This window comes from Halomonas sp. H33-56, from assembly GCF_040147035.1.
In the GTDB taxonomy this organism is placed as follows: Bacteria; Pseudomonadota; Gammaproteobacteria; order Pseudomonadales; family Halomonadaceae; genus Halomonas; species Halomonas litopenaei.
Genome location: NZ_JAMSHP010000001.1, coordinates 4,463,793 through 4,484,993, shown reverse-complemented (window position 1 = coordinate 4,484,993; position 21,201 = coordinate 4,463,793). Strand labels below are relative to the sequence as shown.

At 64.1% G+C, this 21,201-nt stretch carries 17 protein-coding genes; 6 read left to right on the top strand and 11 right to left on the bottom strand.

Annotated elements, in window-relative coordinates:
- Positions 1-29 precede the first annotated feature (29 nt).
- Both NFH98_RS19275 and NFH98_RS19270 read right to left on the bottom strand, forming a co-directional pair.
- The gene (locus tag NFH98_RS19275; RefSeq protein WP_222516344.1) at positions 30-1,292 is read right to left on the bottom strand and encodes a capsule polysaccharide biogenesis protein; all 1,263 of its coding nucleotides are present in this window, start codon (positions 1,290-1,292) and stop codon (positions 30-32) included.
- Between the two features lie 415 nt (positions 1,293-1,707).
- A complete protein-coding gene (locus NFH98_RS19270; RefSeq protein WP_231498578.1) occupies positions 1,708-2,307 on the bottom strand; it encodes a histidine phosphatase family protein in 600 nt (199 codons plus the stop codon).
- Between the two features lie 317 nt (positions 2,308-2,624).
- Between NFH98_RS19270 and phnD the strand changes: the two genes are divergently transcribed.
- From phnD to NFH98_RS19245, 5 genes are all read left to right on the top strand, one after another.
- Positions 2,625-3,611, top strand: a complete 987-nt coding sequence (gene phnD, locus NFH98_RS19265) for a phosphate/phosphite/phosphonate ABC transporter substrate-binding protein (protein WP_349623044.1) — start codon at positions 2,625-2,627, stop codon at positions 3,609-3,611.
- A 70-nt stretch (positions 3,612-3,681) separates the two neighbouring features.
- The gene (gene phnC / locus NFH98_RS19260) at positions 3,682-4,467 is read left to right on the top strand and encodes a phosphonate ABC transporter ATP-binding protein (protein ID WP_045994840.1); all 786 of its coding nucleotides are present in this window, start codon (positions 3,682-3,684) and stop codon (positions 4,465-4,467) included.
- Positions 4,467-5,264 carry a phosphonate ABC transporter, permease protein PhnE gene (gene phnE, locus NFH98_RS19255; protein WP_045994839.1) on the top strand — a complete coding sequence of 266 codons (798 nt, stop codon included), beginning with the start codon at positions 4,467-4,469 and terminating at the stop codon, positions 5,262-5,264. Before phnC ends, phnE (NFH98_RS19255) begins: the two co-directional genes overlap by 1 nt.
- Complete coding sequence (phnE, locus tag NFH98_RS19250; RefSeq protein WP_108132093.1) at positions 5,258-6,061, top strand: phosphonate ABC transporter, permease protein PhnE; 804 nt, start codon at positions 5,258-5,260, stop codon at positions 6,059-6,061. The genes phnE (NFH98_RS19255) and phnE (NFH98_RS19250) overlap by 7 nt, the downstream gene beginning before the upstream one ends.
- Positions 6,062-6,458: 397 nt before the next feature.
- Positions 6,459-9,344, top strand: coding sequence for a bifunctional diguanylate cyclase/phosphodiesterase (locus tag NFH98_RS19245; protein WP_348827237.1), 2,886 nt, complete (start codon positions 6,459-6,461; stop codon positions 9,342-9,344).
- Between the two features lie 123 nt (positions 9,345-9,467).
- On the opposite strand, the gene NFH98_RS19240 is transcribed toward NFH98_RS19245, so the two are convergent.
- From NFH98_RS19240 to NFH98_RS19200, 9 genes are all read right to left on the bottom strand, one after another.
- On the bottom strand, positions 9,468-10,061 hold the full coding sequence (locus NFH98_RS19240; protein ID WP_045993544.1) for a hypothetical protein: 594 nt from the start codon (positions 10,059-10,061) through the stop codon (positions 9,468-9,470).
- A gap of 93 nt (positions 10,062-10,154) precedes the next feature.
- A complete protein-coding gene (locus NFH98_RS19235) occupies positions 10,155-10,622 on the bottom strand; it encodes an Rrf2 family transcriptional regulator (RefSeq protein WP_108132096.1) in 468 nt (155 codons plus the stop codon).
- Positions 10,623-10,925: 303 nt separating this feature from the next.
- Positions 10,926-11,444 (bottom strand): nitrous oxide reductase accessory protein NosL, encoded by a 519-nt coding sequence (locus tag NFH98_RS19230; RefSeq protein WP_349623043.1) that lies wholly within the window; start codon positions 11,442-11,444, stop codon positions 10,926-10,928.
- A 99-nt stretch (positions 11,445-11,543) separates the two neighbouring features.
- Positions 11,544-12,365 (bottom strand): ABC transporter permease, encoded by an 822-nt coding sequence (locus tag NFH98_RS19225; protein ID WP_253554434.1) that lies wholly within the window; start codon positions 12,363-12,365, stop codon positions 11,544-11,546.
- The gene (locus NFH98_RS19220; protein ID WP_348827235.1) at positions 12,365-13,414 is read right to left on the bottom strand and encodes an ABC transporter ATP-binding protein; all 1,050 of its coding nucleotides are present in this window, start codon (positions 13,412-13,414) and stop codon (positions 12,365-12,367) included. Before NFH98_RS19220 ends, NFH98_RS19225 begins: the two co-directional genes overlap by 1 nt.
- Positions 13,411-14,784 carry a nitrous oxide reductase family maturation protein NosD gene (locus NFH98_RS19215; RefSeq protein ID WP_348827234.1) on the bottom strand — a complete coding sequence of 458 codons (1,374 nt, stop codon included), beginning with the start codon at positions 14,782-14,784 and terminating at the stop codon, positions 13,411-13,413. The genes NFH98_RS19220 and NFH98_RS19215 overlap by 4 nt, the downstream gene beginning before the upstream one ends.
- Positions 14,785-14,838: 54 nt before the next feature.
- Positions 14,839-16,725, bottom strand: a complete 1,887-nt coding sequence (gene nosZ, locus NFH98_RS19210) for a TAT-dependent nitrous-oxide reductase (protein ID WP_253554425.1) — start codon at positions 16,723-16,725, stop codon at positions 14,839-14,841.
- A gap of 1 nt (position 16,726) precedes the next feature.
- The gene (locus NFH98_RS19205; RefSeq protein ID WP_348827233.1) at positions 16,727-18,922 is read right to left on the bottom strand and encodes a 4Fe-4S binding protein; all 2,196 of its coding nucleotides are present in this window, start codon (positions 18,920-18,922) and stop codon (positions 16,727-16,729) included.
- Positions 18,923-18,977: 55 nt separating this feature from the next.
- Positions 18,978-19,295, bottom strand: coding sequence for a c-type cytochrome (locus NFH98_RS19200; RefSeq protein ID WP_045993538.1), 318 nt, complete (start codon positions 19,293-19,295; stop codon positions 18,978-18,980).
- A gap of 398 nt (positions 19,296-19,693) precedes the next feature.
- Here NFH98_RS19200 and hemN point away from each other — a divergent pair, with 398 nt between their 5' ends.
- Positions 19,694-21,079, top strand: coding sequence for an oxygen-independent coproporphyrinogen III oxidase (hemN, locus tag NFH98_RS19195; RefSeq protein WP_348827232.1), 1,386 nt, complete (start codon positions 19,694-19,696; stop codon positions 21,077-21,079).
- Positions 21,080-21,201: the final 122 nt, after the last annotated feature.

Sequence of the window (21,201 nt, the reverse complement as noted above, 5' to 3'; positions counted from 1 at the left end):
AGCCGTATCTGGCACGGGGAAAACAAGGGTCAGGCGGCGGCGGGCAGGCATGACAGTAACTCCTCCAGGGGAGAGCGTTCGGCGACGAGTCGCCTGGCGCTGTGGTGCACACCGAGACGAATACCGAGGCGGCAGTAGAAGCTGCCGTTGAGCTGAACGGTTCGCAGCAGGGTGGTCCTGAGCGCCTGATACAGGGCGGCGTTCGGTGCCGGTGGATCGTGCCAGAAGCCCGCGGGGACCCGTTGCCGGCCTGTCGCCAGTCCGGGCATGGTGTAAATGGCTTCGCCCAGGGTCAGCAACGGACAGCCGTGCTCCAGGGCCACGAAACCGGAAGTACTGTTGACGGTGATGGCGCCAGTGGCGCCCGGCAGGAGGTGATTGAGGTCACCGCCCTCGATGAACAGTACCCGCCGGTCGATACCCAACTCTCGTGCCAGTCGGCGAGCGCGACGATGGTGTGCGCTGAGGCCGGGGTCGAGAGGGTGGTTCTTGATCAACAGACGTGTCCGGGCCGGCGCGTCGCGAGCAAAGGACGTCATGGTTTCTTCGAGTACCCGGGCCATGTCGGGAAAGGGCGAGTGGCAGCGGATCTGGGCGTCGCTGTCCAGTTGCAGCAACAACACGAAGTAGGGCGCTGGCGCCGAAAGAAATGCCATGATGCGGTTAGCTTCAAGGCCAGCCAGCAGGCGTTTGCGCGTCAGTTGCTGCGCATAGGCGGCGTACTCCCGGGGAGCGCTGACCGGGGCGTGGCCGCGATAGCCCGGGAACAGCAGAGGGTTAAGGACGCCTGCCAGATGGTAGATCACGTCGTGGGTGGCACGGGTCAAGAAGGGACTGATGCAAGGAACGGGAGGCTCTGCCGGCCCAAGACAATGGGCGGCCTCGAAGACCCAGGCCGGGTCCCTGGGAAAACGGGAACATCCGTTGACACCTTGGGGCTCCAGGGTGATCCAGTGGGGACGCAGGTAGCCTTCCTCGAATACATGGACCCGCAGCCGTTGACGCTCTGCGGCCTGAACAGCGAGCCGATGCAGAGGGCGCTGGTCGCCGAAGACCACCAGGTCGGAGATTCCCCGTTGACCGAGAAAATCATCTATCAGCTCGCCAAAGCCTGCGGCGTCGCCACGGTAGCGTTGGCCCCCGAGGCGCCAACGATAGAGCAGGTCTCCACCACACAGGTCGAGCACATGAACACCGTGTCCCTGGTCAGCAAGGGTGCGAGCCAGTTGCGTGAAGAAGGGAGAGCATGGCCCCTGAAGCAGCAGAAACTGACGCGCCTTGAACGGGCCCATGTTCAGACCTCGCCCCCATGCACAAGAGACGCCGGGCGTCGACTCAGGAAAAGAAATGAAGATGCCATCATGCGGACGGGTGGGCTCCTGTGGCAATGAGGAGCATGGGGAATGATCGTTCTCAAGCACCGCTCAAGATCATTTGCCAAGCATTAGTTGAATGGGTCTTTCAGAGGTTACGAGGAACATAGCACGTGCCCCGCCGAGTCCGGCTGACGAACTTCGCAGCGTCGAGCCGGGGAAATGGAAAACTTGCCCACAGTCATTACAGGTGGCATGTAGCGGCACAGCGCCACGGTTCATGGGGGGAGCGGCGGCTTGTCAAGAGCCTATCCACAGCGGGTGGAGAGCTTTTCCACCGAGTTGTTCACAGCCCTGACAGGGGCGGCTGCAAGAGAGGGGCTGCGAGCGGTGATCAGCGAGCGAAGATCAGCGGCCGGACATCTGCCGGTGCCAGCGGTGGTTGGCTTCGATGCTCGCTCAATGGACTTCCGCTGGCTGCGGTCAGCAGGATCTGCAGGGGGTCACCATGGCCGACCAGCAGGATGGTGGCATCATCGAAGCGCTGTTCCAGCGAGATGATCAGGTCGATGAGTCGGCGGGAGACGTCGCCGACGCTTTCGACGCCGTGGGTGCGGTGTTCGGCATTCTCGCTATCCATTGCCCAGACGTCCGCGTAGGCCGGGTCCGGCCCCTGGTCGTAGTCACCGAAGAAGCGCTCTCGCAGGCGCGGTTCAGGGTGTGGGGTGACGTTGAAGTGTTGCCCGACCAGTGCTGCGGTTTCGGTGGTGCGCAGAAAGTCCGAATGGAAGACCTGGTCAGGCGCGGCCAGGTGCCAGCCGGTCAGCCGTTCGTGCAGCTGTTCCTGCCCCTTGGGCGAAAGACCGTAGCCCTCGAGTCCCTGCTCGGGGGAGGAAACGATCAGGCCCATGGCATTGGCCTGGCTATGGCCGTGGCGCATCAGCAGGTAGTGATTGCGGCAGCGTGGAAAGTCGTTGGCCTCAACGTTTGACATAAAAGTGTCACCTCCTAGATTGAACTCAACGATGTTTGTTTTCGAACATCGCTGCGTCGCTGGCGCTCGTCTTCGCACTTGGCAGAGCCTTCAGCCCATGTGATAGAGCCTTCAGCGTAACGCGGGAAGTCTTCAGCCCATGTGGCAGAGCCTTCAGCGTAACGAGTGAAGCCTTCAGCCCATCTGACAGAGCCTTCCCCAAGTCGCCAGTCGTCGACCGCCAGGCTGTCCGCTGCCGCCGGGACCCGCGATGTCGGCGCGAGAGGCCGGGGTCGATTCCCACCCTATAACAAGACTCAGCATAGGTGAGCCACGCCATGACACAACGCTCAAGCCGGGGACGCCAGGTCCTCAACGCAGGTCTCCTGCTCACTTTCGGCGCTGTTGCATCCGTCGCTGTCGCGGAGGATTGCCCCCGAGGTGATCTGGATGCGCTCTACTGCGACCGCAATGGCGATCTGGTGGCCGACCCGCCCGCCAATCAGGACGAACTGGTCGACCCCGACACCCTCATCTTCGCCTACACCCCGGTGGAGGACCCCGCCATCTATGCCGATATCTGGGAGCCCTTCATCGATCACCTCCGGGAGGTGACGGGCAAGGAGGTTCGTTTCTTTGCGGTCCAGTCGAACTCGGCCCAGGTCGAGGCCATGCGCAGCGGGCGCTTGCATATTGCAGGTTTTTCCACCGGACCCACGCCCTTCGCCGTCAACCTGGCCGGCGCCGTTCCCTTTGCCTTGATGGGCTCCGACGACGGACGCTTCGGCTATACCCTGCAGGTCTACACCCAGGCCGATTCGGATATCCAGTCGCTGTCCGACCTGGCCGGCAAGCGGGTCGCCCACACCTCACCCACCTCGAACTCGGGCAATCAGGCGCCGCGTGCGCTGTTCCCCGAGGAAGGCGTGGTGCCGGACGAGGACTACGAGGTGGTGTATTCCGGCAGTCACGACCAGTCGATGCTGGGCGTGGTAGCGGGTGACTACGACGCTGCACCGGTGGCGTCCGAGGTGGTGGAGCGCATGGCCGCACGGGGGCTGTATGACGAAGACAGCGTGCGCATGATCTTCGAGTCCCAGCCCTTCCCCACCACCTCCTATACCTACGCCCATGACCTGGCGCCGGATCTGGTCGAGCGCATCGAGGAAGCCTTCTTCAGCTTCGATTTCGCCGGTACCGCGCTGGGTGAGGAATTCGAAGGCGTCGAGAAGTTCATCCCGATCACCTACCAGGACCAGTGGGAGGTCATTCGCACCATCCAGGCCTCGAACGGCGTCAGCTACACCGCCGACAATCTGGAGTGACGACAGGGTATCCCAGGGACAGGAGGGCCGGCGCACGGCGCTCGGCCTTCCCGGGGAACGAGGATGTGCAATGCTCGAGATTAGCCAGCTGGTCAAGCGCTATGGCCACGATGACCCCGTGCTCAAGGGGCTGGATCTGCGCGTGGAAGGCAACTCCGTGGTGTCCATCGTGGGGGCGTCCGGGGCGGGCAAGAGCACCTTGCTCCGCTGCATCAATCGGCTGATCGAACCCACCTCGGGGTCGATCAGGCTCAATGGCCAGGAGTTGTCCAGCCTCAAGGGCGCACCACTGCGCCAGGCCAGGCGGCGCATCGGCATGGTCTTCCAGGGCTTCAACCTGATCGACCGATTGACGGTGATGGAGAACGTGCTGGCCGGTCGGCTTGGCTACGTCGGCTTCTTTCAGGCATGGCGGCGCCGCTTCCCGCCGGAGGATATCGAACGCGCCTTCCACCTGATGGAGCGAGTGGGCATCGCCCAGTACGCCAACAAGCGCGCGGACGAACTGTCCGGCGGCGAACGCCAGCGCGTCGGGGTCGTCCGAGCCTTGATGCAGGAGCCGGACATTCTGCTGGCCGACGAGCCGACCGCCTCGCTGGACCCCGTCACCAGCGAGCAGATCATGAAGCTGATGAGAGCCCTGGCCAGCGAGCTGTCATTGCCGGTGCTGATCAACATTCACAATGTGGCCCAGGCCAGGGCCTACACCGAGCGTATCGTCGGCTTGCGCCACGGTCGCATGATCTTCGATGGCACGCCGGAGCGCTTTGATGCCGCAGCGCTGGAGGAGATCTACGGTGGCATCGAGGCCCCGGACGAGACCTCCGCATCGACCGTCGCGGAAGGGGAACGCTGATGGTCAACGACAAGGCTCGGACCTGGCGCAAGCCGCCCTTTATCGCCAGTCCTGTGGTGCGCCTGCTGCTGGCGCTGGGCGTGTTGGGTTACCTGGGCTGGGCGCTGGCCACCCTGCCGTTCGACTGGGAGCGGATCAGCGATGGGCTGCCGCGGGCCGCGCGCATCTTCGGCGGCGGCTTTCCGCCCAGTTTCGAGCGCTTCGAACTGCTGCTGACCGGCTTCAAGGAAAGCTTCCAGATTGCCCTGCTGGCGACTCTGCTGGGGGTGGCACTGTCGATCCCCTTTGCGGTGATGGCGGCGCGCAATATCGCCCCGCGTCCGGTCTATCTGGTGGGGCGAGCGGTGATCATCGTGTCGCGCAGTTTTCACCCGGTCATCGTGGCGATTCTGTTCGTCAAGGCGGTGGGGTTCGGACCCCTGGCCGGGATCCTGACCCTGACGCTTTATTCCATCGGCTTTGTCGGAAAACTGCTGGCCGAAGAGATCGAGGAGATCGACTGGGGGCAGGTGGAGGCCATGCGGTCGGTCGGTGCAGGGTTCATGTCCACGTTGCTGTACGCCGTCTTCCCCCAGATCCTGCCACGCCAGCTGGGGCTTTCCATGTATCAGCTGGACAGCAATCTGCGCGCCTCGGCGGTGGTCGGTATCGTCGGCGCCGGTGGTATCGGTGGCACCCTGATGAACGCCTTCGGGCGCTACGACTATGACTTTGCCTTCGCCATCCTGCTGGTGATCATCGCGGTGATTCTGGTCAGTGAGGGCATCAGTGGCTGGGTCAGGAGACGACTATGGTAGCGACGCCGACAGAACAACGGGTATGGCAGCGCTACAGCCGACGGGAGCGCTGGACGCGCTTCGTGCTGCTGTTGCTGGTCGTGGCGGTGTTGAGCTGGGCGGCCAGGGATGTCGATATCTTCTGGCCCTGGGTGTGGGATGCGCCTGCCCAGATCTACAGCCTGGCCGACCGCATGTGGCCACCCGACCCGCGGCGCCTCGGCGAGATTGTCGAGGCATTGGTCGAGACCGTCCATATCGCCACCCTGGCCACGTTCTCGACAATCTTTGTGGCCCTGCCCATCGCCTACCTGGCGGCCCAGAACACCACGCCCAATCGTGCCTGCCTGTGGTTTGCCCGTTTCGTGCTGGTGGCCAGTCGTTCGGTCAATACCATCATCTGGGCGCTGCTGTTCGTGGCGATCTTCGGCCCCGGCGTGCTGGCGGGCATCCTCGCTATCATGTGTCGCTCCATCGGTTTCGTCGGCAAGCTGATGGGCGAGGCCATCGAGGAAATCGACCGACGGCCGGTCGAAGCGATGGAAGCGGTGGGCGCCAGTCGGCCCAAGGTCATCCTCTACGCGGTGGTGCCTCAGGTCGTTCCGGCCTTCTTTGCCGTGATCATCCTGCGCTGGGACATCAATATTCGCGAGTCCACCGTGCTGGGGCTGGTCGGGGCCGGCGGTATCGGCGTCATCCTCCAGGGGGCCATCGACACCTTTGCCTGGCCGACGGTGGCCACCATTCTCTGTGGCATCGTCATTCTGGTGTTGCTGGGAGAGGTGTTGACCGGATGGTTGAGAAGCCGGGTGCTTTAGGGCTTGTCTGAAAAGTGCCTGCGCTCGGTAATACGGCGTTAAAAATCGGATCAACATGCTCGTTTACACCCCGTAAACTGCGCTTTCTCACCGATTTTTGCCTTGTCTAACCTTCGCTCGTCGACTTTTCGGACAGCGCCTAGGCTCGTACGACGGAAGGATGTACGAATCTGTGCGATTACCGGCATGAACCGTTGATGCTTGCGACTTAGTACTAACATTCTGTTTTCTGGGACAGTTGTCCTGGAGATGTCGCCGTTTGCTGGTGCAAGATGATGTCTGGCTCTGGGAGAAACGGCACAGAATGCCAGGACGAGGCGGCGGGGTGCCCCGAAGTTAAGCTATCCTCGATACCATTGATTACCTTATTCAGTGGATCGTCGCCCGGCCTATGAAGATGGATGCCCGCAGAGCCTTTCAAAGCCTAGCCGACAGCCTGTCGCGGGATATCGGTGATGACTTCTTCATGCATCTGGTCGATCGGCTGGCGGTAATCCTCAATGCTGACGCCATGATGATAGCGACCCCTGTCGCGGACGGCTCACGCCTGCGGTCCATGGTGCTGATGGCAGATGGCAAGCATCAGCCAGACGTCGAGTACGAGACTGCCGGCACCCCCTGTCGCGATGCCCTGGACGGCGGAGCCTGCATCTATCCGGAGAACGTCTGCAGTGCCTTTCCGGACGACGTCCTGCTGCGAGATTTTGGTGCAGAAGCCTATGCCGGAGTGGCGATGCGAGGGCCCGAAGGTGAGTTGCATGGTGTTCTGGTTGCCTTGCACCGCCATCGACTGCACCAGCGTCGCCTGGTCGAGGAGGTGCTGAGAATTGCCGCGGCGCGCTGCGGGGCCGAACTGTCCAATCGGCGCACCGAGCAGGCGCTGGAGAAGACCGCCACTCAGCTGGACACGACCAACCGACAGCTCAAGCGCGCCCACCGCGCTTTGACTCTGCTACGACTGGTCAACCGTGCGGTGATTCGGCTCTCCGACGAGATGGCAATCTTCCAGGAGGCCTGTCGGCTCGCGGTGGAGCAGGGCGGCTACCGCTACGCCTGGGCGGGGCTGGCCCAGGACGACCCCGAGCGCAGCATCCTGCCGCTGGTCAGCGCCGGTGGCGCCGATGAATTGTTGCGTCACGCTTGTTTCAGCTGGGATGTGACCACGCCTGAGGGCCAGGGCCCCAGCGGGCAAGCGGTGCATGAAGGCAAGGAGCAACGGGTAGCCGACTATACGACAGGTACGGTAGCGCCTCCGCCCTGGGCCGAACGATTCGGGGTCGTGGCGGAGGTGGCCTTGCCGCTGAGTCTGGGAAGCGAGCGACGGGGCGTGCTGGTGCTGTTGATGGATCAGCCCTACCACGCTGGCGCCGACGAACTGGCGCTGCTGAGGGAGCTTGCGGACAACCTGTCGTTTGGCTTGCAGGCCATGCGCGCCCACCAGCATCAGCAGAACACCCAGCAGGCGGTGCTGGACATGGCCGAACTGGTGACGGCGCGCAGCGACGACGCCTTCTTTACCCTGCTGGTGCGACGTCTGACCGACGCCCTAGGCGCGGACGCCGTGTTCGTGTCACGCGTCGAGGAAAGCGTCCCGTTGCAGGCGACGCTGATCGCCGGCCTGGTATCGGGCCAGCCGGTGGAGCCCTTTCACTACAGTTTCGAAGGGCTACCCTGCGAGAGCTCCTTTCGCGACAGCGAGCATGTGATTGCTCGAGGCATGAGCCAACGCTATCCCCGCGCCGAGGAGATGGTCGGCTTCGCCGTGGAAGCCTACGTCGGCCGACGCCTGGAAGACGCCAACGGCGACGCCGTCGGTATCCTGTTTGCGCTGTATCGCCAGCCGCTGCATGATCCTGAACCCATCTGTCATCTGTTGCGGATCTTTGCCGCAGGCGCCTCGGCGGAGCTCGAACGGCGCCGCAGCGACGCCCATATACGGCATCTGGCCTTCTTCGATCCCGGGACCGGTCTACCCAACCGGGTCCACTTCATGGAGCGTCTGCAGGCGGCCATTGTCCGGGCTCGCACCGAGCAATATCGGGTGGCACTGATGTTCCTCGACCTCAACCGCTTCAAGGAGATCAACGACGGTCAGGGCCACGACGTCGGTGATCAAGTGCTCAAGGAGGTGGCCGCTCGCTTCAGCGGTTGCCTTGGCAGGCTCGAAAGCCTGGCGCGGATGGGGGGCGATGAGTTCGTCGTCATGGTGGAGCAGACCGACGAGATCGGAGCCGCCCAGGTCGTGGGGCGTCTGCTCAGCGCCTTGAATGATCCAGTGGTGCATGAGGGGCATCGATTCAACGTCGACGTCAGCATCGGCGTCGCCTTCTTCCCCGACGATGGCGATAGTTCCCGGGAACTGCTCAAGCACACCGACATCGCCATGTACCATGCCAAGGAAAGCCGCAGCGGCTATCGCTTCTACGCACCTGAGATGGGACGTGATCTGCGGCGCCGACTGGTGCTTGCTTCTCGTCTGGGTGAGGCGCTGGACACGAAACGTCTCGAGCTCCGCTTTCAACCTTGCGTCGACCTCAAGAGCGGGGACCTGATCGGCGCCGAGGTACTTTGTCGCTGGCACGACGCCGAACTGGGATGGATAAGCCCGATGGAATTCGTCGCCGTGGCCGAGGAACAGGGGATGATCGAGGCCCTCGGCAGTTGGGTGATGGAGCAGACCTGCCGACAGCTTAAGCAGTGGCAGCAGGCATCGCTGGACCGGCTGCCCGAGCGTCTCTACGTCAATCTGGCGGCGGCCCAGTTCGAGGATCCCGAGCTGGCAATCAAGCTTTGCGAGATCGCCGCCCGGGCTGGCGTTTCCCCCTCGCTGCTGGGGCTGGAAATCACCGAAAGCGGCTTCATGAAGGATCCCGAGCAGGCGATACGCATCACCGACACCCTGCGCCAGCAGGGATTCGCCCTGGCCATCGACGATTTCGGGACCGGCTATTCCTCGCTGGCCTACCTCAAGCGCTTTTCCGTACAGGCGGTCAAGATCGATATGTCCTTCGTCAGCGACATGCTGACCGACAGCAACGATCACGCCATCGTCGCCACCATCATCGCCATGGCCGATCGTCTGGGACTGACGGTGGTGGCAGAGGGCATCGAGACGCCGGCGCAGTTCGAGGCACTGCGTGCCCTGGGCTGCGATCTTGGGCAGGGGTATCTGCTGTCACGGCCTTTGAGCGGTGATGACTTCGCGCGGCGCTGGTTGAGCCGCGATGGGCAGCGGCAGGATGGTCTGGGAGATACCTTGCAGGCGATGGAGCGGCCCGCCTGAGCGGCTTCAGGGGGCCTATTCGGGGAAGGTCCCCGAAGCAGGTCCCCGAAGCAGGCGCGCCGCTAGCCCTCTCAGGCATCATGACGCCCGCACCTTTATATTGCCTCTGGAATTGCTGCCGGATCAGGAAGCCCTGCACAGGGTCTGCATCCGCTGCCATGCCGTAAAGGCGCCATTCAGTGAAAAGCTCATGAACCAGTAGTCGCTGGTATCGGGCGTCATGCGCAGGCGCAGATGCAGCTGCTCACCGGTGGCGAGACGCGAGGCCAGCAGGTCCATGTCGATGCCATTCACGCGCACGTAGAGGCCGTCGTCACCGCGTTGGGTGGACAGCACCGCCGTGCCGGTCTGGGCACGTTGCTCGTCTACCAGCAGGTCGATGGGAACGCGATTGACCACTTCGCTCACGGCCTGACGCTGGCCAAGGTCGCTTCTGACCTCGATCCAGGGCGTGCGGCAATGTCCTGGCGTGGCGTTGACGCTGAGCATGGCGTCGCTGTAGCTGGTCCTTTGGACCGCTCGCACATGGGACTCGTCGCCGAGGGTCGCGATCAAGGTCTGCCAGTCCTGGTGGGTCTGGTGGGCCGAGGTGTCGAAATCCACCGCCATGGCTTGGCTGCTGACGCCTGTCAGCCCGAGTACGGAGACCAGTGCGGCGGCGACACTCAGGCGAAGAAGGCGGGCGCGGCGAGGTGAAAACAATGGCGGAATCGGCATGCTGGCTCCTGACGACCGAGAGAACTCAGAGGTCAGGAGGCTAGCATTCTCGGAGTACGCTGTCGTGGCGTTACCCTGTCTTGCCTCGGCGCGTCAGGCGGGCTCGGCTTCAGGCTCCGGCTCGAGCTCGATCAGCTTGAGGGTGTGCAGGCGCTGGCGGCACTGAGGGGTCATCAGGTCATCCAGGGTGTAGCGATCCAGGACCTCCAGAAATGCGGTCAACCCTTCGTTGGCGATCTGCTTGAAGCGGCAGATGGGCGCGATGTAGCAGGCGCTGTCGTCCCCTTCGCACTCCACCAGCGCGAGGCTATGTTCGGTATCCCTGACCAGGGCGCCGAGGTGGATGCTGCCCGGCGCCTGCTTGAGCGACAGTCCCCCGTGCTTGCCACGGACGGCGGAGACATAGCCAAGGCGACTGAGCTCCTGAACCACCTTCATCAGATGGTTGCGTGAGACCTCGAAGCGTGAGGCGATCTCGGCGATCGTGGTGCGTTCGTTGCCGGATTCGGCAAGGTACATCAGAACGCGCAATGAGTAGTCGGTAAATCGTGTCAGATGCATTGGTCGTGCCCCGGCGCCCCTTGGGCGACTTGGTAAAGAGAAGGGAGGCTTTCGCTCATGCTTTCGACTCTAGCAAGGGACGAGAAATCTCACGCAGGCTTGGCGCATTAAAGCGTAGCGATGTGCGATTATTCCTACGCCAGATGACCTATATCAATGAGATAACATGCGCGGTTTAACTCCTTGTCATGGATGTTCCATTCATCTTATTGTCTCTTGAATGTAGCATGGTAAATCCATAAATTTAGCAATTTTTTTGGTCGGCTTTTGTCGCTGCATATTTGCGGGATTTTCTATACCTATTCAAGGGTGGCTTGCTCGGCTCATATGGGTTAGCTGGTCGATGTCTAGCTCATCAAAGCCCTCGATGATGCCGCCATGTTCGTGCTGAAAAGCCTCCGCGTCCCTTCTTGTGGCAAAGGTAGCCAACGGATGTCCCATGCCGCCGGGCCGCGAATGACCAGACACGTACCAGGCCTCCTGTGCACTGATAAAGGCACCGTTTCCGGGGTGGTCCCAGTCGGTGCGAGCCATGTCATGAACCCAGGCATGGGCAAGGCGTTCGACGTTTTCCGGTTGAAGAAGAAAGACCAGCATTTCCGCCGCAGAGCAGAACTTGGTGACCTCGCTGTCACCATCGAGTGCGAGTTCTCCCTTGGGACCTGGCATGGCCTCGATCAACATCCCGCATACATGGCAGATGTCGTCATCACCGATGGGGGCGGGGCCGATAGTCGTGTCAGAGGTGCCGTCGTTGCAGCCGATCAACAACAGCATCAGGCCACCGATGGCAAAGCGTTGCAGCATAGAAGGAAGGGACATGGGAGTTCTCCAGGCGGACGGAGTGAGGGCGCCGACAGCAATAACCCGCGGCAATAGCCGGCAGGCAGCGTCGGCATTCGGCTGAACTGGACGTGCGGGTTACAGCGCTCGATGCTCGAATCGCCTGATCGCCAGACCCAGGGGTAGCAGCACCCAGACGACCTGCAGCAGCGCCAGCAGCAAGGGCGACCTGGGGGTGGCGCTGGCCAGGGCGGTGATCGCGGAGGCCTGATGAGGCTCGACCGCCGAGAGCACCAGCAGTCGGAAGCACTCGGCCGGGTTGGCCAGCATCAGCCAGGGCAGCCAGGCCCCTCCCTGGCGCACGCCTACCAGCAGGGCGAGCAGCGCCAGGTCCAGTACCAGCACGAAAACGAACCAGGTGATCAGGGCCTGGCTGGCAGCAGCCTGCTTGCTGCCGGCACGGGCGCTGATCCAGTACGCCAGGGCCAGAAACGACCAGCCCAGCAGCACGCTGGAGACGATCAGGGTAGTGAGCCCTGCGGCTACCTCGGCCAGCGCGGTTTCCGGTGTGGCGAAAGCGATGACCACGCCAGCGACCGCAAAGCCGCACAGGGTGGCCAGGCCCAGCACCCAGGCGTGGCCCATGAACTTGCCGAGCAGCCAGGTCCGGCGTGACATGGGGTAGGTGGCGAGCAGCAGCAGGGTGCCGCCCTCGTCTTCGCCGACGATGGCGTCGTAGGCCAGCATCAGGGCGATCAGCGGGATCAGCAGCATGGATAGCGTCGACAGGCTGATCAGGGTGGTGGACAGGCCGGTAAAGCCGGTACCACCACTGGCGGCAGCACCGAAGGCGGCGATGCCCAGCGCCAGTACCCCCAGCAGCACGGCGATCCCGAGCACCCAGCGGTGGCGCAGGCCGTCACGGAATTCCTTGTGGGCGATGGTCAGCAAAAGGCGCATCAGGGCGTGTCCTCGGCGGATGGTGAGACGGTGGTGTGGTCGGTCTCGTCGATCACCTGGTAGCGGTCGCTGGCGTCGCTCTCGCTGCTCCCTTCACTGCCATTGCCTGGGTCGCGGCCGCTGGGGTCCTGGACACGTCGGTACAGTGCCTCGAGGCTGGGCGGGCGAATCTCCAGGTCCTTGAGCCCCTGAAAGGCAGTGCACAGCCTCAAGGCGTTCATGCGGTGCTCCGGGGCCACTTCCAGTCGCAGTCGACCACCGTCCGCCAACGAAGAGCGGGCGGGGATGCCCTCGCGAATCAGCCTTAGTGCCAGATCCTGGGGAGCACCCCGCATCTCGATGACGTAGGGCAGCGCAAAGCGTTCACGAAGGCTCGCCAGGTCGCCCAGCGCCAGGCACTTGCCCTCGCCGAGGATCAGCGCACGATCGATCACCGGCTCGACCCCCGGCAACAGGTGGGAAGACAGCACCACCGTCACGCCACGCGCCTTCAGCATTCCGATGGTGGCGTAGACCGCCTCGGTGGCGGCGGGGTCGAGGCCACTGGTGGGCTCGTCGAGCAGCAGTAGCCGAGGCTCGCCAAGCAACGCCTGGGCCAGCCCCAGGCGCTGGCGCATGCCCTTGGACCAGGTCGCCAGACGACGGTCTGCGGCCCCACCAAGCCCCACCTGCACCAGCAGCTCGTCCACCTCTGCCGTGGGCCGACCCTTGAGTCGGGCCAGGTAGGTGAGGGTCTCTCGCCCGCTCAGGTTGGGGTAGAAGCGAACATTTTCGGGCAGGTAGCCCAGGTGCTGGCGAAAGGCTCGGTCACCGGCTCGGTCCGGCCGTTGTCCAAGCACGCTGAGACTTCCCCGGGTGGGCGACAGCAGTCCCAGCATCAGTTTCATGCTGGTGGTCTTGCCGGCGCCGTTGTGGCCGAGCAGGCCGAGCACCTCGCCCCTGTTCACCTCGAGGCTGAGGTGCGACAGGCGGGTCACGCCGCCGTGTTCCAGGCTGACGTCGTCAAAGGCGATAGCGCAGGTTGTGGCGCAGGTCGTGGCGCGGGTCATGGATAGGATGTCCGTGTGGCGGAACGAGGTCTCGAAGGCGTCATCAGGGGGGCGCTGTCGCTGACGCCGGCGGGGCGAAATACCGGAAAGGCGCGCTGTACCCAACGCAGCGCCAGCACCGCCGGGCTCGCCATCAGCACCTTGGCCTCCGGGTGTCGCCACAGCAGCTGGTCCATGGCGTCATTGGGCTGGTAGCGGGTGTCGCCGATGCCGTCCTCGTCAAGGTCCCAGCCCAGGTAGTCGCTCCAGTAGTTGCCGCGACCGTGCTCGGACCATTCCTGCTGTCGAGTGGCCACGTACTTCACCTGGCGGCGATTGTGGATGAGGGCGTTGCCGCTGATGCGGTTGTCCTCGGAGCCTGCGGTCAGGTGAAGCCCGATGTCGCTGTCCTCGAGGCGGTTGCCGCGAATCACGTTGAACTGGGCGTTGTAGACGAAGATGGCCTTGCCATCGCCACCGCTGACCAGGCCCCGGTCATGGGCGTCGCGTGCCTGGCGCACGCCGATGATGTCGTTGTCGATGATCCGGCTTTCGGTGATGTTGTTCATCAGGATGCCGTAGTTGCGATCCTCGATGGAGCGATTGGCCCTCACCGTCAGCCCACGGGACTGCATCAGGGCGTAGCCGGTGCGGGTGTGACGGGTCAGGTTGTTGGTCACGCTATTGTCGTGGGCGTACATGTAGTGGACGCCGTAGCGAAGGTCTTCGAGCAGATTGCCGTCGATCACGCTGTCGCTGCTGGTGTCGATATAGACGCCGTCGCGCACCTGGCGGATATCGTTGCCGGAGACCAGCGCCCGACGCGCATTGAATAGCTGCATGCCGTTGCCGCGATCCTGGGAGCGTACCCGGGTATCGCCGCGAATCTGATTGTCGAGGACCCGGGCGTCGTCGACGCCATCGAGCCAGATGCCGAAGCCAGGGCCGGACAGCCGGCAACGCTCGATGCTGGCGCCATGGGCGGTCCTTTCCACGTGAACGCCCGCATCCATGGCGGTCAGGTCCGCGCCCCAGTGCTGAAGGGTCAGCCCGGACAGGGAAATGCCAGGTGAGCGCAAGGTCAGCAGGGTCCCGCTGCCGCCGCCATCGATCACCACACCGGCACCGTCGGCGACCAGGCTAAGCGGTTTGTCGATGATCACCGGGCCTGTCGTGTAGTGGCCCGGTGCGAGCCGCAGGATATCGTTGGGCTCGGCCTGCTCGACCCAGCGCTTGAGCGGTGTGCCCGCGGTCACCTTCAGCTCAGCGCCCAGCACCTCGCTGGGACTAAGTATCGCCAGTAGCGCCAACCCTGCGGTCAGGGCCAGCGCCATCGGTGTTGCTCGGCTGGATGCCGAGCCACCTGCAGGAAAGGAGAGAGCTCGAAACATGGTGATGTCGCCTGGGCCGGGCCGAGCGCCATCGGCGCCCGGCCCGGCCGCTCCTCAGGCCTTCTCCACCAGCATGCGACCGAACATTTCCATGTGCATCGCGTGGCAGAACCAGTTGCAGTAGTACCAGTGCACCCCGGCGCGTTCGGCGGTGAAGGTGACGCTGGACGTCTGCTGCGGACCGATCTCCATGGACACGCCATGGTTGACCATGCAGAAGCCGTGGGTCAGGTCTTCGACGGTATCCAGGTTGGTGATCACCACCGTGACCTCGTCACCCTGCTTCACCTTGAATTCGGTGATGCCGTACTGGGGCGCGACCGAGGTCATGTAGACGCGCACCTTGTTGCCGTCGCGGATGACCTTGTTGTCGCTCTCAAGGGTGATACCGTCGGCCTCGGCCATGGCGCGGGTGGGCGCGAAGAACGGATCCTGGCGGTCCCACACCTGGATCGGGTTGAGCTGGTCGGCGCGCATCATGATGGCGTCATGGGGCTCGGCGTAGGTCGGGCCGTCATGCACCAGCTTCATGGTGTCGCCGGAGATGTCGATCAGCTGATCGTTTTCCGGGTGCAGCGGTCCCACCGGCAGGAAGCGGTCCTTGGAGAACTTGCACAGCACCACCAGCCACTTGCCGTCGGCATCGCGGGTCTCGCACAGGCTGGCGTGGTTGTGGCCCGGCTGATAGTGCACGTCGAGCTTCTGGTGGATGTAGTTGACGTCCTCGCCGTTGTAGGCGCGGATCGCCTCCTCGATGTTCCACTTGGCCACCTGGCTGTCGATGAACAGGGTGGTGTAGGCGAAGCCGCGACCGTCGAAGGTGGTGTGCAGCGGCCCCAGGCCCAGCTCTGGCTCGGCGACTACGCTGTCGCGGGGCTCGATCTCGTCGGCGAACAGCGCCGGCAGCTTGTCGATGGCGATGATCGACACCGTCGGCGACAGCTTGCCGTTGGCGATGAAGTACTTGCCGTCGGGTGAGGTATTCAGGCCATGGGGGTTCTTGGGCACCGGAATGTAGCGGGTCAGCGGTGAGCCCTTGCGTCCGTCCAGTACCGGCACCGGGGAGTCGCCCAGGGTCTCGAACTGGCCCTTCTCGACGGCGGCCTCGATGGCTTCGACGTCGTACACCACCACCCAGTCACGCTCGGCACGCATGCTGTCGGCCAGGGTCATGCCCTTCTCGGAGTTGTAGCAGGTCGAGGCAACGAAGCGGCCGGTGTAGTCGGCGTCGGTGTTGTCCAGGTTGCCATCGACGATCACCTGCCAGGCCACCTCCATGGTCTCGGCGTCGATGGCGTTGAACATGGTGTAGTAGTTCGCAGGATTCTCCAGGTCGCGACCGTCGTTGACCTGGGGGATCGGGAACTCGGCGTTGGCGAAGACGTACTTGGTGTAGGGCACCTTCTGCAGACGCAGGCCGTGGATGGCCTGGACGTTGGGAATAGTGGTGACCTTGTCGGTCTTCATGATGTCGAGGCGGATCCGCGCCACCCGGGTATTGGCCTTGTCGTTGATGAACAGGTACTTGCCGTCATAACGACCGTCGGTGAGCGAGGCGTGGGGGTGGTGGGCGTCGCCGTTGTGGAAACGCGCGGACTCGCCGAGGATGTGCTTAGACTCGTTGGTGATGCCCCATCCGGTGGCGCTCTCGGTGTTGAACACCGGAATGCGCATCAACTCGCGCATGGAGGGGATGCCCAGGACCCTCACTTCACCGGAGTGGCCGCCGCTCCAGAAGCCGTAGTATTCGTCGAGTTCACCGGGGGCCACCATGGCGTCGCCTTCACTGGCGCGGGCGCTGCGGCTGCCGAGCAGGGCGCTGGTGCCAACACCGCCGACCACTCCGCTGGCAAGGCCGGCGCCGGCGACGCCGGTCACCGCACTGTTGCGTAGAAAGTGGCGTCGGGCCAGATTCTGGATACTGCGGGAATCGTCACTCACTTCAGTTCTCCTCAAGGCAGGGTATACGCCGCGGGTCGCCGTCCTGGCTTGATCCGCGGGGTTCTGCGTCACCCACGTCGCCGTGCGTCCTCGCCGCATTCCGTTCCAGGCGCTTTCTGCGCTTGACCCGGGGCGGACAGCGACGGTCGTCGTCGTAGGTGATCTGGCAGTCCAGGCAGTAGTGGCACTCCGAGGCCTCGATACGGCCGTCGGGATGGATGGCCACCAGTTCGCAGTCGTTGGCGCAGATCTGGCAGGGCGTGCCGCACTGGCCACGGTGCCGCCTGAGCCAGTCGAAAAGGCGCAGGCGACCGGCGATGGCCAGGCTCGCACCCAGCGGGCAGACGTAGCGGCAGTAGGCCTTGTGCATGAAGGCCGAGCTTGCGATCAGTGCCACGGCGTAGAGCACATAGCCCCAGTCGCGCAGGAAGTGCAGGGTGATGGCGGTCTTGAACGGCTCGACCTCGGCCAGCCGCTCCGCCTGACCCAGGTCGTAGAAGGACACCCCGACCAGGCCAAACAGGATCAGATACTTCACCACCCACAGCCGCCGGTGCACGGCGAAGGGCAGCGTCAGTTGCGGCACCTTCAGGTGACGGGCGAGCTGGTTGACCAGGTCCTGCAGCGCGCCGAAGGGACACAGCCAGCCGCAGAAGATGCTGCGGCCCCACAGCACCAGCGTGACCGCCACGAAGACCCACAGCACGAACATCAGCGGATCGATCAGGAAGGCCGACCAGCTGAAGCCATGGATGACGGAATGGATCAGCGCCAGCACATTGACCACCGAAAGCTGGGCCAGCGACACCCAGCCGATATAGACCAGGGTGTAGAGCAGGAAGGCCTTGCGCAGCGGGCGGAGCAGGCGCGGGCGACGCGCCAGGGCGTCCTGAAAGGCCAGGATCAGTGACAGCGTCACCAGTCCAGCGCCAAGCCCGATCAGCTCTAGCCGACTCTGCTGCCACATCTCGAGCCACAGCGGGGCGGGCTCCACCGGCTCGGGACGCTCGATAAAGGCCTCGGGCAGCGCCTGGTCGAGATGAAAGCGGGTGAACTCCTGGGTCAGCGGCCCCGAGGCCCGGCGCACCAGCAGGTTCAGCCGCCAGGGCGTGCCCGGGTCGAAGTGGGCGTCCTCGTGGATCACGAAGATGTCGCGTTCGCTGAGTGCGGGGGCTCCGTCGATGGCCAGACGCGGCAGGCGGCGCTGGTCGCTGTCATGGAAGCTGATCGAGGCGTTGCCCTGGACCAGCTCGATACGATCGAAGATGCCGCCGCGCACGTAGCCCGACCCCTTGTAGGAAAAGCTGCCATCGGCGAGCAGGGCAACGGCGTGTTCGCCGGGGGCGAGGCTCGCCATCAACTGGTCGTAGCCGCGCTCGCCGAGCAGATTGCGGCCAACGCTCGGCGCATTGAGGTAGCCCAGGTAAAGATCGATGAAGGTGGCGTCGCGGGGTGGACGCTGGCCGCTCAGGTAGTGCTCCGCCGGGGTGCCGACGAAGGCGTCGTCGACCTCTCCCTGGCTCAGAGTCAGGTGACCCAGTGCCCCCTGGTCGAGCAGGCCCTGCCAGTCGGCGGGCGCGAACACCTCGTCGCGCACACGGGCGATTGGCGCTGCCGCGGGGTCCTCGATCAGCCCAAGGGCGGCGGCGACCTGACGCCCGGCCCGCATGATGGTGTCGTTGACCACGATGACGGTCACGGTGGCGCCGGAGATGGCATCGACGTCCTCTCCTACTTCCAGGCGCGACGTCACCGAGGTGCCGAGGTGCTGGCCGGCGAAGTCGTCCAGGCGTTCTGACGGGATACCGACCAGCATGATCGGTTCGGAATGATTGAGCACCTTGGCCAGGCGCAGGCTGGCGGAAGGATCGATGGCGATCAGCAGGTTGACCGGCTTGCCCGAGTAGGCGGGGATTGGCGCGACCTCGGCACTTTCGAAGGCGTAGCCGAGCAGCTCGTCGCCTCGGTAGAGAGCATTGACCGGCCACGGCAGGTCGGCCACCGGCTCTATTCTGTCGGTACCGGGAAAGGCCTGCTGAAACAGCGCGAGGTCACCCTTGGCGCTGCCAAGGTCACCGGGATACTGATCGAATTCCAGCGCCAGGGCGGGCAGGCTTAACCACATCGCCAACAGCACGACAAGCAGGCGCAGGGGAGAAGACCAGTGGCGGGGAAAATGGCGGGGGGCTTGGGTCATGGCATGACCTCGAGGCGCAAAGCGCCCCGAGGACGCTTCGCGCACCAGGGTGGGATCAGGGCGTCAGCGACGAGAAGTAGGCGGCGATGTCGGCGATATCCTGATCCGACAGGGCCGCCGCCTGGGGCGCCATGATGGCGGACATGCCACCGCCGCGCTGACCCTCGCGATAGGCCTTGAGCGCGCTTTCCAGGTACGGAGCGTTCTGACCCGCCAGGTTGGGATAGATCGGTCCGGTGGCCTTGCCGTCGGTGCCATGGCAGGCGGCGCAGGCGCCGATCTTGGTTTCACCGGCGGCGGCGTCGCCGGCGGCCTGGGCGTTGAGACTGAACAGACAGGCGGCGCCAAGCGCGGCCAGGGGGATCCATTTCATGATGAGCGCTCCTCGGTCTTGGGGCGTGATACCTGACCCAAGCGGCGTGCTGCTTGGGTCAGGCATCACGGTCTGTGCGGGATGTCCCTTGGGACTCTCGAGTATTGGAGCGCTCAGCGACAATACCCTATGACGTTGGTCAACTTTAGGCGGGGAGAGGTACGTCTTCCGTACTATGCTTGATCGGGATCACTGGAATGGCAGGAGCATCATTGTGGTTGGCTCGCGTTTGCACTACCTCGGGCGAGAACACGCCACAGGGGCAAGCGCCGTGATGCCGCTGCCGTGATTTGATGCAGGTCATGTCTGGCTTCGTCTTGCCGGGACGTGCTGATTCGACGTGCGACAATGCCGACAGATGCCGCCGTCGGGCGGTCGTGTCACGAGGGGCCTTGTCGATGTCATCCGATGTTTTGCCGTTTCAGCGTGCGCTGGTCGAGAAGTACGACCGTCCAGGGCCGCGCTACACCTCCTATCCCACCGCGCCGCACTTCCACGACGGCTTCGGTGTCGCTGACTATCGCCAGGCGGTGGAGCGCAGCCAGCAGGGGGAGCCGAAGCCGCTGTCGGTCTACGTCCATGTGCCCTTCTGCGAAAGCCTTTGCTACTACTGTGCCTGCTCCAAGATCATTACCCACAATCGCGAGCGTGCCGCCGACTACCTGGCGCTGCTCAAGCGCGAGATCGCCCTGCAGGCGGCGCTGTTCGACGAGACCCGGGAGCTCAACCAGCTGCACCTGGGGGGGGGTACCCCGACCTTTCTGTCCAATGACCAGCTCAAGGGGCTGATCGACGCCCTGGCGCGCCACTTCCGCTTCGCCCCGGAGCAGCGCCGGGAATTCTCGCTGGAGGTGGATCCGCGTACGGTGACCCCCGCCCAGATCCATGAACTGCGCGAGATGGGCTTCAATCGTCTGAGCTTCGGCGTCCAGGACTTCGATCCGCTGGTCCAGAAGGCGGTCAACCGCGTGCAGAGCGAGGCCCAGGTGGCAGCCCTGGTGGACGCCGCCCGGGACGCCGGCTTCGCCTCGGTGTCGGTGGACCTGATCTATGGGCTGCCGCTGCAGACCCGCGACAGCTTCGACGCCACCCTGGCCAAGGTGGTGGCGCTGAGACCCGACCGCATCGCCGCCTACAGCTACGCCCACCTGCCGTCGCTGTTCAAGGCCCAGCGGCTGATCCGCGACGAGGACATGCCGCCGCCCGGGCGCAAGCTCGAGTTGCTCGAGCTGACCATCGAGCGGCTGACCCAGGCGGGCTACATCTATATCGGCATGGATCACTTTGCGCTGCCCGAGGACGAACTCAGCCGAGCCCGTCACGACGGTACCCTGCAGCGCAATTTCCAGGGCTACTCGACCCACGCTCAGTGCGACATGATCGGGCTCGGGGTCACCTCCATCGGCAAGGTCGGCGACGCCTACAGCCAGAACGTCAAGACCACCGCCGAGTACGCCGAGCACCTCGAGGCCGGGCGGCTGCCGGTGTTGCGGGGCTATCGGTTGAGCGACGAAGACCTGCTGCGTGCCGAGCTGATCACCTCGCTGATGTGTCACGGCGAGGTGCGCTTCGCCGAGTTCGAGGCCCGTCACGCTATCGACTTCCGCACGCATTTCGCCAGCGCCCTCGACCAGCTCGACGAGATGCAGGCCGACGGCTTGATCGAGATCAAGCAGCAAGCGCTCAGGGTACTGCCGGCAGGACGCCTGATGATGCGCAACGTGGCCATGGCCTTCGATGCCTACCTGGTCCCCGGCAGCGGGCGCTTCTCGCGCACCGTCTAGCCGGCTCTATCGCGGCTGCCCCGGGGCGAGACGCCCGGGGTAGCCCGCGCTACCTTTCATGCGCCAAAGCCGAATTAACGATCGGGTCTTCCATGGCCCGATTTTTCGTTTATATTGTGCCG

Excerpts from the sequence above, each read along its gene's own strand:
- NFH98_RS19275 (WP_222516344.1), bottom strand. The coding sequence starts at position 1,292 with ATGGGCCCGTTCAAGGCGCGTCAGTTTCTGCTGCTTCAGGGGCCATGC.
- NFH98_RS19270 (WP_231498578.1), bottom strand. The coding sequence starts at position 2,307 with ATGTCAAACGTTGAGGCCAACGACTTTCCACGCTGCCGCAATCACTAC.
- phnD (WP_349623044.1), top strand. The coding sequence starts at position 2,625 with ATGACACAACGCTCAAGCCGGGGACGCCAGGTCCTCAACGCAGGTCTC.
- phnC (WP_045994840.1), top strand. The coding sequence starts at position 3,682 with ATGCTCGAGATTAGCCAGCTGGTCAAGCGCTATGGCCACGATGACCCC.
- phnE (WP_045994839.1), top strand. The coding sequence starts at position 4,467 with ATGGTCAACGACAAGGCTCGGACCTGGCGCAAGCCGCCCTTTATCGCC.
- phnE (WP_108132093.1), top strand. The coding sequence starts at position 5,258 with ATGGTAGCGACGCCGACAGAACAACGGGTATGGCAGCGCTACAGCCGA.
- NFH98_RS19245 (WP_348827237.1), top strand. The coding sequence starts at position 6,459 with ATGGATGCCCGCAGAGCCTTTCAAAGCCTAGCCGACAGCCTGTCGCGG.
- NFH98_RS19240 (WP_045993544.1), bottom strand. The coding sequence starts at position 10,061 with ATGCCGATTCCGCCATTGTTTTCACCTCGCCGCGCCCGCCTTCTTCGC.
- NFH98_RS19235 (WP_108132096.1), bottom strand. The coding sequence starts at position 10,622 with ATGCATCTGACACGATTTACCGACTACTCATTGCGCGTTCTGATGTAC.
- NFH98_RS19230 (WP_349623043.1), bottom strand. The coding sequence starts at position 11,444 with ATGTCCCTTCCTTCTATGCTGCAACGCTTTGCCATCGGTGGCCTGATG.
- NFH98_RS19225 (WP_253554434.1), bottom strand. The coding sequence starts at position 12,365 with ATGCGCCTTTTGCTGACCATCGCCCACAAGGAATTCCGTGACGGCCTG.
- NFH98_RS19220 (WP_348827235.1), bottom strand. The coding sequence starts at position 13,414 with ATGACCCGCGCCACGACCTGCGCCACAACCTGCGCTATCGCCTTTGAC.
- NFH98_RS19215 (WP_348827234.1), bottom strand. The coding sequence starts at position 14,784 with ATGTTTCGAGCTCTCTCCTTTCCTGCAGGTGGCTCGGCATCCAGCCGA.
- NFH98_RS19205 (WP_348827233.1), bottom strand. The coding sequence starts at position 18,922 with ATGACCCAAGCCCCCCGCCATTTTCCCCGCCACTGGTCTTCTCCCCTG.
- NFH98_RS19200 (WP_045993538.1), bottom strand. The coding sequence starts at position 19,295 with ATGAAATGGATCCCCCTGGCCGCGCTTGGCGCCGCCTGTCTGTTCAGT.
- hemN (WP_348827232.1), top strand. The coding sequence starts at position 19,694 with ATGTCATCCGATGTTTTGCCGTTTCAGCGTGCGCTGGTCGAGAAGTAC.